This is a genomic window from Dactylosporangium sp. NPDC051485 (assembly GCF_040682015.1).
Lineage (GTDB): Bacteria > Actinomycetota > Actinomycetes > Mycobacteriales > Micromonosporaceae > Dactylosporangium.
Genome location: NZ_JBFAZW010000053.1, coordinates 1 through 15,319 on the forward strand (window position 1 = coordinate 1; position 15,319 = coordinate 15,319).

Genomic DNA, 15,319 nt, shown 5'->3' on the forward strand with positions numbered 1-15,319 from the left:
GGACGCTGAGGCCGCCGGTTCGCCCGTTGTCGTGGCCGGCGAGGAGGGCGGGGCCGCCCGGACGCGGCGCCGTCGCCGCCGGGGCGGCCGCGGGCGTGGCGCGGGCGAGGCCGGCGCCGAGTTCAGCGAGTCCGCCGAGGACTAGTTTTGGCTGGCCGGGCCGCTCCGACGCATTGTCGTCGGGGCGGCCCGACTCGTTTGTTGTCGCGGCTGGTTCGTCCGAGGTGGACGGTGACCTGGTCGGGCCGGTGGCCGTCGAGCTGCGCGTCGGCGGCGTTGAGGACCGGGCGGGGGAGGCCGGCGGCGCGTGCGGGTTCGCGCTGACCGCGACGATGCCGATCGGGATGCCCTGCCTGTTGGCGGCGACGGAACGTTTCCGGCCGCCTATGCCCCGACCGACCCGCCGGCGACGGCTTCGGCGATACACCCGTCGACCGCGTCGTCGGTCAGGCGCCTTGCCGGGCAGCACTCTTGAACCGCCGATCACTCGGAGTCGCGATGGACCTCGTGCCGGCGATGGGGCAGGGCGTACGGACTTCGGGCCGGGTGTCGCCATTTCAGGCCGCGGGTCGCGGTCTCGCGGCGGGCGGGTTGTGCCTACCGTTCCAGCGGGTCCCGGCCGTTCGGTGTGGACGACCTGACCTCGGCCTGGACCACGGCGCGGGACCGCTGAGCTCTCGGCCACGCTCATCGGGCCGCTACTGGGCCCGCACCAGCGGATGTGCGGCTCAGCAGCGCCGCACGAATACCGCTGCTACCCCGCGACGCGCAGGCGTAGCACGGAGCCCGCTGCCGAACCCGCCGTCTGGAGGCGATCGTGACAGCGAGTGGCTGGCAGTCCAGTGGCTTGCCGCTCTGAACTGCCGATGAGCGCGTATTTACTTGAAATGCTCCGCCCGGTGGCGCATTGGGATGGTGCTCGACCTTTCGCAGGCTTCGGTGGAATTGACAGCCGGCCGGACGTGGCAGATGCAAGAACCGGCTGCGATACGCTGCCGATGAGCGCGGATAGCGGCCGATTGTTCGACGCGTCGCCGCACTCGCGGGCCGGCGCGGCGGCGGCGGTGGCATTGGTGCGCGACGGCCCGCGCGGGCACGCCCGGACTCTGCCGTGCCGCCCTTGCGGTCCGGCGGCGCGGGATCGGTATGGTCGGCGACAACCCGGTCGGCGGGCTGTTCGGCCTGTTCGGGCGGTAGCGTCGGCGGGACCGGCGCGGGGGCCGGGTCGGGCCGGTCCCGCCGATCGTTGGCCGCGGTCACCGGTGGGACGCCACCATGGATGCGGCGTAGCTTCTCGGCATGCCGCTGAGCAAGGCCCCACACTCGATGCCGCTCATGTTCCCGACGGAACTGCTCCCTTGCCGGACAATAGCGCCGAGACCTGGTCCGGTCACGCATGGCAGCCAATTCCGTGCGACTGAAGAATGACAGCTGCCCCATGAGATTGACTATCCCCGAGCCCGCCCAGAAAAACCGCCCCGGACGATAACGACAATGTCAAATGGCGCACGGCCATGCCGCAGACCGCGAAGCCGCTAAAGTCGCGGCGCGCCCGACTTATCGTGAAGATCTTCAGGGACGGGGACGCGGCCGAAAGGCGGGCGCCGGATCAGTCAAGGCCGAAGAACTGGCCGGCGGAGCCGACGGGGCGGCCCCAGGGCCGACCGCTTCGCCCAGTCCGGCTCGACAAGGTCTTCGCTCACGGCACGTCGACCGTGAACTCCGCGCGATGGACCTGCCCCGCCTTCTGAAACTCGAAGTACATGCGGTAGCGGCCCGGGCTCGGCGCGGACAGCCAGAACTTCACCGCGCCGCCCACCAGCTGGTCCTCCGGGTGCACGTGCAGGTAGCCGAGGTCGCCGTCGCGGACCACGACCAGATGGCCGTAGGCGGCCAGGTACCGCTCCAGATCCGTCACCGGGGCACCGCCCGCGAAGACGCGGAACGACAGCGGCTGGGTGGCATTCACCTGCGGCGTGCCCTCCAGCGTGACCGTGAAGGCGCCCGCCTCCACGGTACGCGACGGCGTCGGCAGGGCCACCGGACTGTAACTGCCCGCGACCGTAGCATCGACGGCGAGTGTCAGCGGGACCTGCTGGCCGGTCGCGTCGAGCGTGATGAAGTCGGCGTAGAGGCGCCAGATGCCCGGCGTGGGCAGGGTGAGCGGGGTCGTCCAGGTGCCGTCCGGAGCCATCGTCGGGTGCAGGTGCTGGAAGCCCGACAAATCGTGCCGTACGGCGATGAAGTGCAGGTTTTTCTCGTGGTTCAGGACGTAGCGGGTGGCGGGCTTGCGGTCCGGGCCGAGGATCTTGAAGGCGAACTGCTGCTCGGTGCCGGCCGCGAAGGTCGGGGGCTGGGCCGGGACCAGCGTGAAGCCGCCCGCGCTCAGCGAGAAGCCGCCCAGGTCGCTGCTGGCCGCGCCGCCGTGGGAGTGCGACGGGATGGCGGTCGCGGCCGGGGCAGCGGTCTCGGTGCGGGCGTCCGTGGAGCGCGCGATGCCGAAGCCCAGGAGCAGGGCCGCGACCAGCCCAGCCGCAACGAACGGACCCTTCAGCGCCATGCCCGCCACCCTATCGAGCGCCCGCCGGGCCCCTATCGAGGGAGCTTAGGTCACTTTTGTCCAAATTGCGGCGTTAGCGCCACGTGGGGTTTTGCCGCAAGAACTTGCGCAGCGCCGCATCGCTCGTCGTCGCTGGGCTCATGCTCCTGGCGGCGCCGGGGGCCGGCCACGCGGATCCCTCCGCGGACCGGCAGCGGGGGCTCGCCAACGCCTGGCAGGAGCTCGAGGTCGTCATCGAACGGTACAACGCCGTCGCCGACGACCTGCGGGCCACCGACGCGCGCCTCGGGCAGGTGACCTCGCGCCTGGGTCCGCTGCAGGCGCAGGTCGATGCCGCCCAGAAGGAGACCGACGAGGCCGCGGCCGCGCTCTATCGCAGCGGCGGTGCGGTCGGCTCGACGGCGGCGCTGATCACCGCCCGGTCGCCGGAGTCGTGGATGGACCAGCTGGCGATGCTGGACCAGATCGCGCGGCGCCGCTCCGGGGGCCTCCGCGCGCTGCAGGCCGCCCAGGACGATCTGCAGAAACAGAAGACCGAGCTGTCGGTACTGCGGGATCGTCAGCGATCGCAGCAGCTCGAGCTCGGGCAGCGCAAGAGCGCGATCGAGGCCCAGCTGCGCCGGCTCGGCGACCGGCGGGTGGCGCGGGTGCCCTCCGGGGCGCTGCACGACGGGTTCGTGCCGGCGTTCACCGACGACGCCGCCGGGCGCGCCGTGCGCTTCGCCTACAACCAACTGGGCAAGGTGTACCAGTGGGGCGCCGACGGCCCGAACAGCTTCGACTGCTCGGGGCTCACGATGGCCGCCTGGAAGGCCGCGGGAGTGGCGCTGCCGCACAACGCGGCCCGCCAGAAACAGACCGTCAAGCCGATCACGCGGGCCGAGCTGCGCCCCGGCGACCTCGTCTTCTACTACAAGGACGTGAGCCACGTCGGCATCTACATCGGCGACGGGCGGGTGATCGAGGCGCCCCGGGCCGGGGAACGTATCTCCATGCGACTGCTCGACTACGCTCCGATCGCCGGGTACGGCCGTCCGCAGTACGAATAGCGTTTCTGTCACACCCCGTTGCTAGCGTCGACCCGTGCGACAGGAAGCCTCGGACATTCTCAAGAAGCTCGCCGGCCCCGCCGCCGAGCTGCGCGAAGATCAGTGGACGGCCATCGAGGCGCTGGTGGCCGGGCACCGCCGGGTGTTGTGCGTGCAGCGCACCGGGTGGGGCAAGTCGGCGGTGTACTTCGTGGCCACCGCCCTGCTGCGGGCCCGCGGGGCCGGCCCGACGGTGATCGTGTCGCCGCTGATCGCGCTCATGCGCAACCAGACCGACGCGGCGGCCCGGGCCGGGATCGTGGCGCGGACCATCAACTCGGCCAACCTCGAGGAGTGGGACGCGATCACCGACGAGATCGCGGCCGGCTCGGTCGACGTGCTGCTGGTCAGCCCGGAGCGGCTGAACAACCCCGGCTTCCGCGACGACGTGCTGCCGAAACTGGCGGCGACGACGGGCCTGCTGGTGGTCGACGAGGCGCACTGCGTCTCCGACTGGGGCCACGACTTCCGCCCCGACTACCGGCGGCTGCGCACCCTGCTGCTCGACCTCGCCCCCGGCACGCCGGTCCTGGCCACCACGGCGACGGCCAACGCCCGGGTCACCGCCGACGTCGCCGAGCAGCTCGGCGACGCGCTGGTGCTGCGCGGCTCGCTCGACCGGGAGTCGCTGCGGATGGGTGCCCTCACCCTGCCGTCCCCGTCGCACCGCTTGGCCTGGCTCGGCGAGCACCTGCGCGACCTGCCCGGCTCCGGCATCATCTACACGCTGACGGTGGCCGGCGCCGAGGAGACGGCGGCGTTCCTGCGCGGCCAGGGATACGAGGTCGCGGCGTATACGGGCCGCACCGAGAATGCGGAGCGCCTCGGCGCCGAGTCCGACCTGATCGGCAACCGCATCAAGGCCCTCGTCGCCACCTCCGCGCTGGGCATGGGCTTCGACAAGCCCGACCTCGGCTTCGTCGTGCACCTGGGCGCCCCGTCCTCGCCCATCGCCTACTACCAGCAGGTCGGCCGAGCCGGCCGCGCGGTCGCCAAGGCCGACGTGCTCCTGCTGCCGGGCCGGGAGGACGCGGACATCTGGCGGTATTTCGCCTCCCTCGCCTTTCCGCCCGAGCACCAGGTCCGCCAGGTCCTCGACGTGCTCGCCAACGCCGGCCGCCCCCTCTCCACCATGGCGCTGGAGCCCCGGGTCGAGCTCCGCCACAGCCGCCTCGATCTGATGCTCAAGGTGCTCGACGTCGACGGCGCCGTCCGCCGGGTCAGCGGCGGCTGGGTCCACACCGGCACCCCCTGGCAGCACGACACCGAGCGCTACGCCCGGGTCGCCGCCGCCCGCGAGGCCGAGCAGCAGGCCATGCTGCGCTATACGTCGCTGACCTCCTGCCGCATGGAGTTCCTGCGCCGGCAGCTCGACGACCCGGACGCCACCCCGTGCGGCCGTTGCGACGCGTGCGCCGGCCCGTGGTACGCCACCGAGGTCTCTCCCGCCGCCCTGGACGCCGCCCGGGCCCACCTGGGCCGGGCCGGCGTCGAGATCCCGCCCCGCAAGCAGTGGCCCACCGGCATGGCTGCCATCGGCATCGACCTCTCCGGCAAGATCACGCCCGCCGAGCAGACCCTCCCGGGCCGCGCCATCGGCCGCCTGAGTGACCTCGGCTGGGGCGACCGCCTCCGCAACCTGCTGGCCGGCCCCGACGCCCCCATCCCCGACGAGATCTTCACCGGCGTCGTCTCCACCCTCGCCGAATGGTCCAAGGGCGACTCCCCCTGGCCCCAGCGCCCCGCCGGCGTCGTCGTCCTCGGCTCCCGCCACGCCCCCCAGCTGGTCGGCTCGCTGGGCGCCCGCATCGCCGAGGTGGGCCGCCTGCCCCTCCTCGGCACCATCCCCGCCGCCCCGGCCACGGAGACCGCCTCCCGCACCAACAGCGCCCAGCGCGTCCGCGCCCTGTGCAACGCCTTCACCATCCCGGCCGCCCTGGCCGACGCCGTGCAATCCGCCCCGGGCCCGGTCCTCCTGGTCGACGACATGGTCGACACCGGCTGGACCATCGCCCTGGCCGCCCGAGCCCTGATCCAGTCCGGCGCGAAGGGAGTCCTGCCCTTCACCCTGGCCCTGACCGCCTGACCAACCCGCACCGCGAACGGCAACGGACTCTGCCAAGCGGCCAATGCCGTCGTGGTCATCCGTACCAACGGATGGCTATCAGTCCGTCGAACCGGTGCTCGGCGAGTGCGGCGTCAGGGACTGCGAAGGTGATCCACGCGGCATCGCCCCAGTTCATGTCGAGTGCATCATCGGTGTCAACTCGGAGAAGCGCCGTGTAACCGGGAGGCGGCACGTCACCGATCACTCCGCAATCGGGGCCGGGCAGGAGGGCGTGCCTCGGCTCGGGCTGCCGCACCGCCACGCGCGCTTGCTCGTACGTATGCCAGTAGGCACCTGGCAGCGCGAGGTGCTCGTCGTAGAAGTCTGGCATCGCCGTGCCGGGTGCGAATGAGATCGAGCCTGCGGCGAACTGTTCGGGAACAGGCGGGGGCACCGCCCGACGAAGTGACCTGGACTGAGGCTCGAACAACCACGCGCTCGCGACGCAGAAGAGGCCGCCGACCTCTCCACCGTCGGATGTCTGATCAGCGAACAGCCACAGGTGACCATTCCGGGGCAGCGCTGTCTGAAACGGGGCGACATCCCTAAGATCAAGCTGCGCGACGAAAGGCAATGCGGCTGCGAAGTGTCCTGGCTGCGTCGTGACGACCCCGGACGTGATCGCTTCGTCGAGATCTCGGCGTGCATACTCCGGCCAAGCGTGAACCTCGGCGTGTGTCCAACGCTGACGCGGCCACGCAACGCCATCCGGCAGATCAGGTACCCCGCCGATTCGTGATTGACCCAACGCCAGTGACTCGCTCGGCGTCGCCGTAATCCAGATCTCCTCGTGCGTCCGCGCGATGATCTTCTCGGCATAAGCTCCCAGGCCGAGGCCTTCCAAGTGTTCGCGGTGGCGTGCACGCCAGGTCATGCTTCAAACCCACCGTCTCCACCAGCGCAGCCCATTCGCCGCCCTCTCGATGGCGCCTGCATCCACATTCCGTCAACCTCCATCTGAGCTCTTTCGGGCTCGACCAAATGAGTAAGCCTCAGCTTCATCAGCCACGTCGACACGGCCGCGTGTACAGGCACGACCGGGCCGACGCTTAGGCCGCGAGAGCCCGCGCGGGGCAGTACGCTGCGGCCGGTGTCGCTCTTTGGGTACTTCATCGTGGCCCGTCACGACCGGCCGTTGACCGAACTGCCGTCGATTCGCCGGCTCTGCACCGAGGGGCAGTACGACCTGGATCCGGGTGAGGCGTGCGAGCCGCGCGCTGACGGGGAATGGGGATTCCTCCAGGTGCTCGGCGGCTGGGGGCTGAACGTCATCGACCTGGCTGAGGAGACCGGCTTCCCGGCGTTGTCCGTCTACGTCATCGAAAGCGCCGTCGGCATCGTTGAGGCGGACATACCTGGCGGCTCGTGGTGGGCTGCGTGCCTCAACCCGGCGGACGCAATGCGAGTCTGGGACTTCCCGGCCGAGAAGGCGGGCACGGTGGAGGAGACCACCGCGCTGGCGGTCCAGTGGGCCGCCGCGGCGGGTCGCACCGCCGACCCGGAGGCTGTCGCCGCGGCGGTGAACCGCTACGTCGGCCCGTTCGGTGAGGGCGTCATGGCGTTTCTGGACGGGCTCGGGTTCGACTTTTGAGTTCCTCTGCCGCACCGACGCGGGCGCAGCAGGAGAAACCGGATGTCGGTAGCGCCGGGTGCGGACGGAGGTCTTCTCCGAGCCGCAGGCCGGGTGGCCGGCTCGGACCCCGAACCGGCCCCGACGAAATGACAAGAATGAGGTGCCGCTGCGGATCGGATCCGCCTGCCAGGCGCCCGCATTACTGAGGCATGTCGGCAGGTCAGGTGTGGTGACCGGTTGCGTCGGATATGCAAGGTGGCGCTCGCAAATGGTCGGGATGTGCGAAGCGCGTAGTGGGGCACCACGCAAAGAGGTTCGTCGATAGGGTCATGGACCGCTCCTCTGTCGAACCAGAAGGACGTGACTCATGCGCAACCAGTCCCGCCTCGCCCGGCACGTTCTCGTCGCCGTGGCCGTCGGAATCGGGCTCGCCGCGGCCCCCGCCACCCAGGCGCTCGCGAACCCCGCTTGCGGCTCCGTCGTCACCAGCAGCGTCACGCTCACCAGCGATCTGAACTGCACCGGCGATGCGCTCATCGTGGGGGCGGCCGGGATCACCGTGGACCTCGGTGGGTACAACATCATCGGCACCGGGACGGGCACCGGCGTGAAGGTCGGTTCGTACACCAACGACGTGACCGTTGCCAACGGTGGCATCAGCGGGTTCGCCACCGGGGTGTTCGTCACCGCTTCCAAGCGCGCGATCCTCAGCAACCTCGCCGTGCGTGACGGCGTGGGGGTCAAGGTTCAGAACGGCAACGACACCCATGTCAACGGCGGCAGCGTCACCTCCGGCTCGGTGCAGCTGGCGCTCAGCACCGGCGTGCAGTTCAACGGTGTCACGCTCGACCATGCGCCGCTCACCGTCACCTCGTCCAACTCGTTCCTGTTCGACCTCGGGTCGGCGACCGACGGGAGCGTCTCGATCGGCCAGTCCAACACGGTGAAGCTGACCAACAGCACGTTCACCCGGGCGCCGATCGCGTACTCGTCGACGTCGCAGGGCGGGCTGTTCCAGGACGACACCATCCAGGGCGCCGGCGTGGGGATCGTGATCGACCCGACCGGGTTCGGGGCGCGGATCCTCGGCAACACGTTCACCGGCAACGAGATCGGGGTGAAGACCGGGGTCAGCGACCTGGCCACGATCACCGGGACGAGCATCTCCGGGAACACTTTTACCGGCAACACCGCGGCCGGCGTGCTGTTCGAGGTGTCGGCGACGACGAGCACCTCGGTGGCGACCGTGTCGGGCAACACGTTCGACGGCAACGGGCTTACCGGCGGGGTCAGCGACCGGCTCGGCCGGCCGGTGGCCGACGGGCTGCACTTTGCCACGGTCAGCGGGGCGAAGATCACGGTGAAGGACAACAACGCCCTGAACAACGCCAGTTACGGGATCTTCGCCGACGCCGGCTCGGTCATCGACGGGGGCGGCAACACCTCCACCGGCGACCCCAGCGGATGCGCCGGAGTGACCTGCTGAGAGCAACGGTCGAGGGCGGGCAACGGGTCGTCGCCCGCCCTCGGTAGCGCGAGTAGGCTGTGGCCATGTCGGGAGTGCTGGGCGAGCCGATCAAGTTCGTGCTCAACTGGGGGCGTCGCTACTCCCTGTGGGTGTTCAACTTCGGGCTGGCCTGCTGCGCGATCGAGTTCATCGCCACGTCCATGGGTCGCCACGACTTCATGCGGCTGGGCGTCATTCCTTTCGCCCACGGTCCCCGCCAGGCCGATCTCATGGTCGTCTCCGGCACCGTGACCGACAAGATGGCCCCGGCCATCAAGCGCCTCTACGACCAGATGCCCGAGCCGAAGTACGTCATCAGCTTCGGCGCCTGCAGCAACTGCGGCGGGCCGTACTGGGACTCCTACTCGGTGACCAAGGGCGTCGACCAGCTCATCCCCGTCGACGTCTACGTCCCCGGCTGCCCGCCGCGCCCCGAGGCGCTGCTGCACGGCATCATGCGGCTGCAGGAGAAGATCGCGGGGGAGCAGGCCGGGCTGGGCGGCACCCCGCAGCCCGACGTGAAGGCCCTGACCGCGCCGCCGGTGCGGCCGTGACCCCGGCCGAAATCGGCGCCCGGCTCGTCGAGCTCCTGGGCGCGGGGGAGGCCTCCGAGAGCGGCGGCGGCAAGTTCGCCCGGGCCACGGTCGACGTGCCGGCCGAGCGCTGGGCCGAGGCGATCGAGCAGGCCAAAGCCGGCCTGGGCTGCGACTTCTTCGACTGGCTCTCCGCCGTCGACGAGCTGCCCGGCGGGTTTCTGATCGTGGCCCACCTCTGGTCGACCGAGCGGAAGCACGGCGTGCTGGTGCGGGCCGAACTGCCGCGCTCCGCACCCGCGATCGCGTCCATCACCGGCACCTTCCCCGGCGCCGCCTGGCACGAGCGCGAGACCCACGAGATGTTCGGCGTCGGCTTCACCGGCCACCCCGGGCTCGATCCGCTGCTGCTCCCGCCGGAGTTCGAGGGCCACCCACTGCGCAAGGAGTTCGTGCTGGCCTCGCGCGTGGCCAAGCCGTGGCCCGGGGCAAAGGAGCCGGGGGAGAGCGAGCACACGGTCGCCAAGCGTGCGCCGATGCGCCCGCCGGGAGTGCCCGACCCCGATGAGTGGCCGGGGAGGCGCGGCTGATGCCGGTCTGGCTGGATGTGGCGATCCGCGTCCTGGCGGTCGTCGTGGCCTTCCTCACCCTGCCGCTGATCGTCGGGCAGGCCGAGCACAAGGTCATGGCGCACATGCAGGGGCGGCTCGGGCCGATGTACGCCGGCGCCTTCCACGGCTGGGCCCAGCTCGTCGCCGACGGCGTCAAGTTCGTGCAGAAGGAGGACATCACCCCGCGGTCGGCCGACCGGGCGGTGTTCCGGCTGGCCCCGGTGATCGCACTGCTGCCATACCTGGCGGTACTGCTGGTGATCCCGCTCGGCCCGCACGGGCTGGTCGCCCAGAAGCTCGACATCGGGCTGTTCTTCGTGCTGGCGGTGGTCGGCGTCGGGGTGGTCGCGGTGCTGATGGCCGCCTGGAGCAGCGCCAACAAGTACGCGCTGCTCGGCGGCCTGCGCGCGGCGGCCCAGCTGCTCGGCTACGAGCTGCCGTTCATCCTCTCGGCGCTGTCGGTCGCGATGGCCGCCGGCACGCTGTCGCTGTCCGGGATCGTCGAGGCCTGGCGGCCCTGGTGGCTGCTCTGGCAGCTGCCGGCGATGCTGATCTTCTTCATCGCCGGCCTGGCCGAGATCCGCCGCCCGCCGTTCGACATGCCGATCGCCGACTCCGAGCTGGTCTTCGGCTACATGACCGAGTACACCGGCCTGCGCTTCGCGTTCTTCCTGCTCGCCGAGTACGTCGGCATCGTGGTCATCGCCGCGCTCACCACCGTGCTGTTCCTGGGCGGCTGGAAGGGCCCCTTCGGCCTGGACGCCCAGCTCGGGTGGGCCTGGACGCTGATCAAGGTGTTCGCGGTGTCGTTCGTGGTGATCTGGGTGCGGGTCTCCTACCCCCGGCTGCGCGAGGACCAGTTGCAGCGGCTGTGCTGGCTGGTCCTGGTCCCCGGCGCGCTGGGCCAGCTCGTGCTCACGGCCGCCGTGAAGGTCGCTGCAGGAGACTGAGAAACGCCACGAGAAGCTGCTCCCGTACCGCGGGAGGCGCCGCGTTCAGCAGCGCATTGACGGGGGCCATGCGCTCCGGCAGCGCCCCGCCGGCGCCGAGCCCGAGCGCCCCGGCGAGCTGCTCGACGGGTGCGGCGCCCAGCAGGTCCAGGATCCCCGGCGGCAGCTCGACCGGGCCGTGCTCGCGCGCGGCGGCGACGGCGGCGGCGAGGTCGGCCTCGAACTCCTCCACCCGCGGGGCCACGGCCGCGGTCACGGTCAGGTGCACCGAGGGCGGGATGTCGCCGTGGCGGAACTGCGGCTGCGTGTGCCAGCCCCGCGCGGCCAGCTCGTCGGCCAGCACGAAGAGGTCGATCGTCGAGGACATGAAGGCGACGACGGTCGATTCCCGCGGTACGACCGCGAAGTCCTGGATCTTGGAAACGGCCTCGGCGATCGCCGCGGTGGCGTCCCGCGTGCGGGCGGCCAGCGCGAGGTAGCCGTCGTCGCCGATGTGGCGCAGCGTCGCCCAGGCCGCGGCGATCGGACCGCCGCTGCGGGTGGACGAGATGACCGGGTTCACCATGGTGTACCCCGGCCAGTCCGCGTAGCCGAAGTACTGCGCGGCGCGCAGGGACTCGTCGCGGTGCAGCAGGACCGAGACGCCCTTCGGCGCGTACGCATATTTGTGCAGATCCACCGAGATGCTGGTGACCCCGGGCACGGACAGGTCGAACGGCGGGATCGGCTCGCCAAGCCGGCGCAGGTACGGCAGCGTCCACCCGCCGAAGCACCCGTCCACGTGGCAGCGCACGCCCGCGGCCGCGGCCGCCGCGGCGATCGGCTCCACCGGGTCGATCAGCCCGTGGGCGTACGACGGCGCGGAACAGGCGACGAGCACCGTCTCCGGGGTGATCGCCGCGGCCACCGCCGCCGGGTCGACCCGCAGCGTCGCCGGGTCGACGGGCACGGTGTCGAGCTTCACCCGCAGGTAGGACGCCGCCTTGGCCAGGGCCGCGTGCGCGGTGACCGGCATGACCAGGCGCGGCGCGGCGATGTCGGGGCGGGCGTCGCGGGCCGCCTTCACCGCGAGGATGAGCGACTCGGTGCCGCCGCTGGTCACGCTGCCGACCGTGCCCTCGTCGCCGCCGAGGACCTGCGCGGCCGCGCCGACGAGGTCGTTCTCCATCGCCAGCAGCGACGGGAAGGCGGTCGGGTCGAGCCCGTTGACGTGCGCGGACATCGCGTGCGCGGCCGCCGCGAGCTCGTCGAGGCCGGCCAGGCCCGGGTCGTACACGTAGGCGAACAGTCGCCCGCCGTGCGTCGGCAGGTCGCCGTCGCGCATGGCCCGCAGCTCGGCCAGGACCTCCTCGGCCGGGACCCCGTGCTCCGGCAGTGCACCCATGCGGCTCATCCCTCCTGATTGGTCGCCAGTTGCGCTTCGTCCAGCTGGTGCTGCGCCAAGCGCGCCTCGTCCAGGTCGTAGCCTCGCAGAGTGACGAGCGCCAATGCCACCACCACCGCCGGAATGACGGTGAAGCCGAGCAGCACCCCGAGGCGCGCGGTGCCGGTCTGCGCGGCGGCCGAGCCGGAGTCGCTGGAGACGTACCCGAAGGCGGCCAGCAGCAGCGCGAACACGCCGGGGCCCAGGGCCAGGCCGAGCGTCTCCCCGGCGGTCCACAGCCCGGTGAACACGCCCGCCTGCCGCCGGCCGGTGCGCCGCGCGTCGTAGGCGATGCAGTCCGGCAGCATGGCCAGGCCGAAGACCTGCTGGCCGGCGTAGCCGACGCCGACCAGCCCGGTGAGCACGTACACCACGGCGGCGGGCAGCACCGGGGCCAGCGCGATGAGCAGCGCGGCGGCGGCGAAGACCAGCGAGGCCAGCACGTACGCGCGCAGCTTGCCCAGTCGCGCGCCGACGCGCGACCACAGCGGCATGACCAACAGGGCCGGGCCGACGAAGCAGGCGAAGAGCATGGTGGCGCCGGTGTCGGGGTCCTCGAGGATCTGGGTGGCGAAGTAGCTGACCCCGGCGAGCATGGTGCCGATGCCGGCGGCCTGGACGATGAAGCAGATCAGCAGCCGGGTGAAGGCGCCGTTCTCCCGCGCGGTGCGCAGCTGGCGGGCCAGGCTCGGCTCGCTCTGCGTGACCCGGCCCGTGGGGGCGCCCGCGGTGCCGAGGAAGGATCCCGCGGTACCGAGGAGAATCAGGACGGCGACGAAGACCCCCATGGCCCGATGGCCCGGGATCCCGCCGCCGAACTGCTTGGTCACCAGCGGCGCGAGGGCGCCGGAGACCAGGATGGCCACGGCCAGCAGCGCCACCCGCCAGGTCATGAGCCGGGTCCGCTCGGCGTAGTCGTCCGTCATCTCGGCCGGCATGGCCACATACGGCACCTGGTAGAAGGCGTACGCGGTGGCGGCGGCGAGGAAGACCAGCGCGACGTATAGCCCGCTGCGCACCGGCGCGGCGAAGATCGCGGCGAAGAGCACGGCGACCGCGAGGCCCCCGCCGAGCAGGTACGGGCGGCGGGCCCCCCAGCGGGTCCGCGTGCGGTCGGAGATCCGCCCCGCGACCGGATTGATCAACACGTCCCAGGCCTTCGGCGCGAGCACCAGGACCCCGGCCATGCCGGCCGCCACGCCCAGGGTGTCGGTCAGGTAGGGCAGCAGCAGGAGTCCCGGCACGGTGCCGAAGGCGCCCGTGACGAGCGAGCCCAGGGCGTAGCCGATGCGCACGCGAGGATGCATGGCTTTTTGTACAGCAGGATCTACAGCAGGACCAGATCGTCGCGGTGGACGACCTCGCGACCGTAGGCGGGCCCCAACTCGTTGGTGGACCGGCCCAGCAGCGCCGGTAGCTCCTCGGCGTCGTAGCTGACCAGGCCGCGGGCCACCGGGACGCCGCCTACGTCGACCAGGTCGACCGGGTCGCCGGCGGCGAAACGCCCGTCGACCGCGGTGATGCCGGCCGCCAGCAGCGAGGCGTGGCCGCCGACCACGGCCCGCACCGCGCCCGGGTCGAGGTGCAGCCGGCCGCGCGGGCTGGTGGCGTGCGCGAGCCAGAAGAGCCGCGCCTGGGGCCGCTTGCGCTGGCGGTGGAAGAGCGTGCCGACCTCCAGGCCGCCGAGCACGGCCCCGGCGCTCGGGGCGTTGGACAGCACGACCGGGATGCCGCTGGTGGTGGCGATCCGCGCGGCCTCGACCTTGGTGACCATGCCACCGGTGCCGACCCCGGCCTTGCCCGGCCGGCGGATGTCGATGCCCTCCAGGTCCTCGAAGCGCCGCACGTCGTGGATCGGCTCCGAGGTCGGCAGGGACGGGTCGCCGGTGTACAGCCCGTCCACGTCGGACAGCAGCACGAGCAGGTCGGCGTGGACGAGCGCGGCGACCAGGGCGGCCAGCCGGTCGTTGTCGCCGAACCGGATCTCCTGGGTGGCCACGGTGTCGTTCTCGTTGACGATCGGGATGGCCTTCAGGTCGAGCAGGCGGCGCAGCGTGCGGTACGCGTTGCGGTAGTGCACCCGCCGGGTCACGTCGTCCACGGTCAGCAGCACCTGGCCGACCACCCGCCCGTGGCGCGCGAAGGCGTCGTTGTACGCGCGCATGAGCAGCCCCTGCCCCACGCTCGCCGCCGCCTGCTGGGTGGCCAGGTCGCGCGGCCGTCTCGGCAGCCCGAGCGGGGCCAGCCCGGCCGCGATCGCCCCCGACGAGACCAGCACGACCTCGGCCGGCGTGGCGGCGAGCGCCTCGACCAGCGCATCGACGCGGCCCTCGTCGAGCCCTCCCGCCGCGGTGGTCAGCGACGACGACCCGACCTTGACGACGATGCGTCGAGCCTCGGTGACCTGTTCGCGCACGCAGCCTATCTTGCCGCGTGGCCCACGCGTCGTCGCGGTAGGTTCCCATATCGTGGCCGACGAGGAGTACACCGAGATGGTGCTCACACTTGTGGAGCGCATTCCGCCGGGTCGCGTGATGTCGTACGGCGCGATCGCCGAGTTCCTGCAGCGCGGCGGCCCGCGGCAGGTGGGGGCGGTGATGGCCCACTACGGGGGCGGGGTGCCGTGGCACCGGGTGGTGGCGGCCGACGGGCGGCTGGTCCCGGGGCACGAGGCGGAGGCCCTGCGGCGGCATCGGTCAGAGGGCACCCCGTTGCGCGGCGAGAAGGTGGACATGCGCTCGGCAGCGTGGTGGCCTGAGTAGCCGGACAGGAGCTCGTCGGGCCGGTTGCCGCGGCCGCAGCCCCGGCGGATCCGCAGCCGGCCGCCGCTTCGTCCGCGCCCCCGGTGGCTGGCCTCAGTGGCTGACTTTGTCCGCGGCGCTCTGTGGCTGGCTTCCAACGACCTGACTTGTCTGCGGCCCCTCGTGGCTGGCCCTCAGTCGCTTGACCTGCGTCGTTTGACGTTTG

The 15,319-nt window shown here is 71.6% G+C and carries 13 protein-coding genes; 8 read left to right on the forward strand and 5 right to left on the reverse strand.

Annotated features, from left to right (window positions below; genetic code table 11):
- Window positions 1-1,699 precede the first annotated feature (1,699 nt).
- Window positions 1,700-2,560: a hypothetical protein gene (locus AB0M46_RS27440; RefSeq protein WP_363340406.1), complete on the reverse strand. Its 861-nt coding sequence runs from the start codon at window positions 2,558-2,560 to the stop codon at window positions 1,700-1,702.
- Between the two features lie 104 nt (window positions 2,561-2,664).
- Between AB0M46_RS27440 and AB0M46_RS27445 the strand changes: the two genes are divergently transcribed.
- Both AB0M46_RS27445 and AB0M46_RS27450 read left to right on the forward strand, forming a co-directional pair.
- On the forward strand, window positions 2,665-3,609 hold the full coding sequence (locus AB0M46_RS27445) for an NlpC/P60 family protein (RefSeq protein WP_363340408.1): 945 nt from the start codon (window positions 2,665-2,667) through the stop codon (window positions 3,607-3,609).
- Window positions 3,610-3,643: 34 nt separating this feature from the next.
- On the forward strand, window positions 3,644-5,734 hold the full coding sequence (locus AB0M46_RS27450) for a DEAD/DEAH box helicase (RefSeq protein WP_363340410.1): 2,091 nt from the start codon (window positions 3,644-3,646) through the stop codon (window positions 5,732-5,734).
- A gap of 55 nt (window positions 5,735-5,789) precedes the next feature.
- On the opposite strand, the gene AB0M46_RS27455 is transcribed toward AB0M46_RS27450, so the two are convergent.
- The gene (locus AB0M46_RS27455) at window positions 5,790-6,629 is read right to left on the reverse strand and encodes a DUF1963 domain-containing protein (RefSeq protein ID WP_363340412.1); all 840 of its coding nucleotides are present in this window, start codon (window positions 6,627-6,629) and stop codon (window positions 5,790-5,792) included.
- Window positions 6,630-6,845: 216 nt separating this feature from the next.
- Here AB0M46_RS27455 and AB0M46_RS27460 point away from each other — a divergent pair, with 216 nt between their 5' ends.
- The 5 genes from AB0M46_RS27460 (at window position 6,846) to AB0M46_RS27480 (ending at window position 10,929) form a co-directional block, all read left to right on the forward strand.
- Complete coding sequence (locus AB0M46_RS27460; RefSeq protein ID WP_363340414.1) at window positions 6,846-7,346, forward strand: hypothetical protein; 501 nt, start codon at window positions 6,846-6,848, stop codon at window positions 7,344-7,346.
- Window positions 7,347-7,695: 349 nt separating this feature from the next.
- A complete protein-coding gene (locus tag AB0M46_RS27465) occupies window positions 7,696-8,814 on the forward strand; it encodes a right-handed parallel beta-helix repeat-containing protein (RefSeq protein ID WP_363340415.1) in 1,119 nt (372 codons plus the stop codon).
- A gap of 59 nt (window positions 8,815-8,873) precedes the next feature.
- Entirely contained in the window at window positions 8,874-9,389 is a 516-nt protein-coding gene (locus AB0M46_RS27470) for an NADH-quinone oxidoreductase subunit B family protein (RefSeq protein ID WP_363340417.1), read from the forward strand.
- Window positions 9,386-9,958, forward strand: a complete 573-nt coding sequence (locus AB0M46_RS27475) for an NADH-quinone oxidoreductase subunit C (protein ID WP_363340419.1) — start codon at window positions 9,386-9,388, stop codon at window positions 9,956-9,958. The genes AB0M46_RS27470 and AB0M46_RS27475 overlap by 4 nt, the downstream gene beginning before the upstream one ends.
- Complete coding sequence (locus AB0M46_RS27480) at window positions 9,958-10,929, forward strand: complex I subunit 1 family protein (protein WP_363340421.1); 972 nt, start codon at window positions 9,958-9,960, stop codon at window positions 10,927-10,929. Before AB0M46_RS27475 ends, AB0M46_RS27480 begins: the two co-directional genes overlap by 1 nt.
- On the opposite strand, the gene AB0M46_RS27485 is transcribed toward AB0M46_RS27480, so the two are convergent.
- The 3 genes from AB0M46_RS27485 to proB are packed head-to-tail and all read right to left on the reverse strand — an operon-like array spanning window position 10,895 to window position 14,768.
- Window positions 10,895-12,322 (reverse strand): aminotransferase class V-fold PLP-dependent enzyme, encoded by a 1,428-nt coding sequence (locus tag AB0M46_RS27485; RefSeq protein ID WP_363340423.1) that lies wholly within the window; start codon window positions 12,320-12,322, stop codon window positions 10,895-10,897. The two genes, AB0M46_RS27480 and AB0M46_RS27485, sit on opposite strands and share 35 nt — an antisense overlap.
- Complete coding sequence (locus tag AB0M46_RS27490) at window positions 12,319-13,659, reverse strand: MFS transporter (RefSeq protein WP_363340425.1); 1,341 nt, start codon at window positions 13,657-13,659, stop codon at window positions 12,319-12,321. Before AB0M46_RS27490 ends, AB0M46_RS27485 begins: the two co-directional genes overlap by 4 nt.
- Before the next feature lie 20 nt (window positions 13,660-13,679).
- Window positions 13,680-14,768, reverse strand: coding sequence for a glutamate 5-kinase (proB, locus tag AB0M46_RS27495; RefSeq protein ID WP_363340427.1), 1,089 nt, complete (start codon window positions 14,766-14,768; stop codon window positions 13,680-13,682).
- Window positions 14,769-14,820: 52 nt separating this feature from the next.
- Here proB and AB0M46_RS27500 point away from each other — a divergent pair, with 52 nt between their 5' ends.
- Window positions 14,821-15,114: an MGMT family protein gene (locus tag AB0M46_RS27500; protein ID WP_363340429.1), complete on the forward strand. Its 294-nt coding sequence runs from the start codon at window positions 14,821-14,823 to the stop codon at window positions 15,112-15,114.
- Window positions 15,115-15,319 lie beyond the last annotated feature (205 nt).

Excerpts from the sequence above, each read along its gene's own strand:
- AB0M46_RS27440 (WP_363340406.1), bottom strand. The coding sequence starts at position 2,560 with ATGGCGCTGAAGGGTCCGTTCGTTGCGGCTGGGCTGGTCGCGGCCCTG.
- AB0M46_RS27465 (WP_363340415.1), top strand. The coding sequence starts at position 7,696 with ATGCGCAACCAGTCCCGCCTCGCCCGGCACGTTCTCGTCGCCGTGGCC.
- AB0M46_RS27485 (WP_363340423.1), bottom strand. The coding sequence starts at position 12,322 with ATGAGCCGCATGGGTGCACTGCCGGAGCACGGGGTCCCGGCCGAGGAG.
- AB0M46_RS27455 (WP_363340412.1), bottom strand. The coding sequence starts at position 6,629 with ATGACCTGGCGTGCACGCCACCGCGAACACTTGGAAGGCCTCGGCCTG.
- AB0M46_RS27480 (WP_363340421.1), top strand. The coding sequence starts at position 9,958 with ATGCCGGTCTGGCTGGATGTGGCGATCCGCGTCCTGGCGGTCGTCGTG.
- AB0M46_RS27490 (WP_363340425.1), bottom strand. The coding sequence starts at position 13,659 with ATGCATCCTCGCGTGCGCATCGGCTACGCCCTGGGCTCGCTCGTCACG.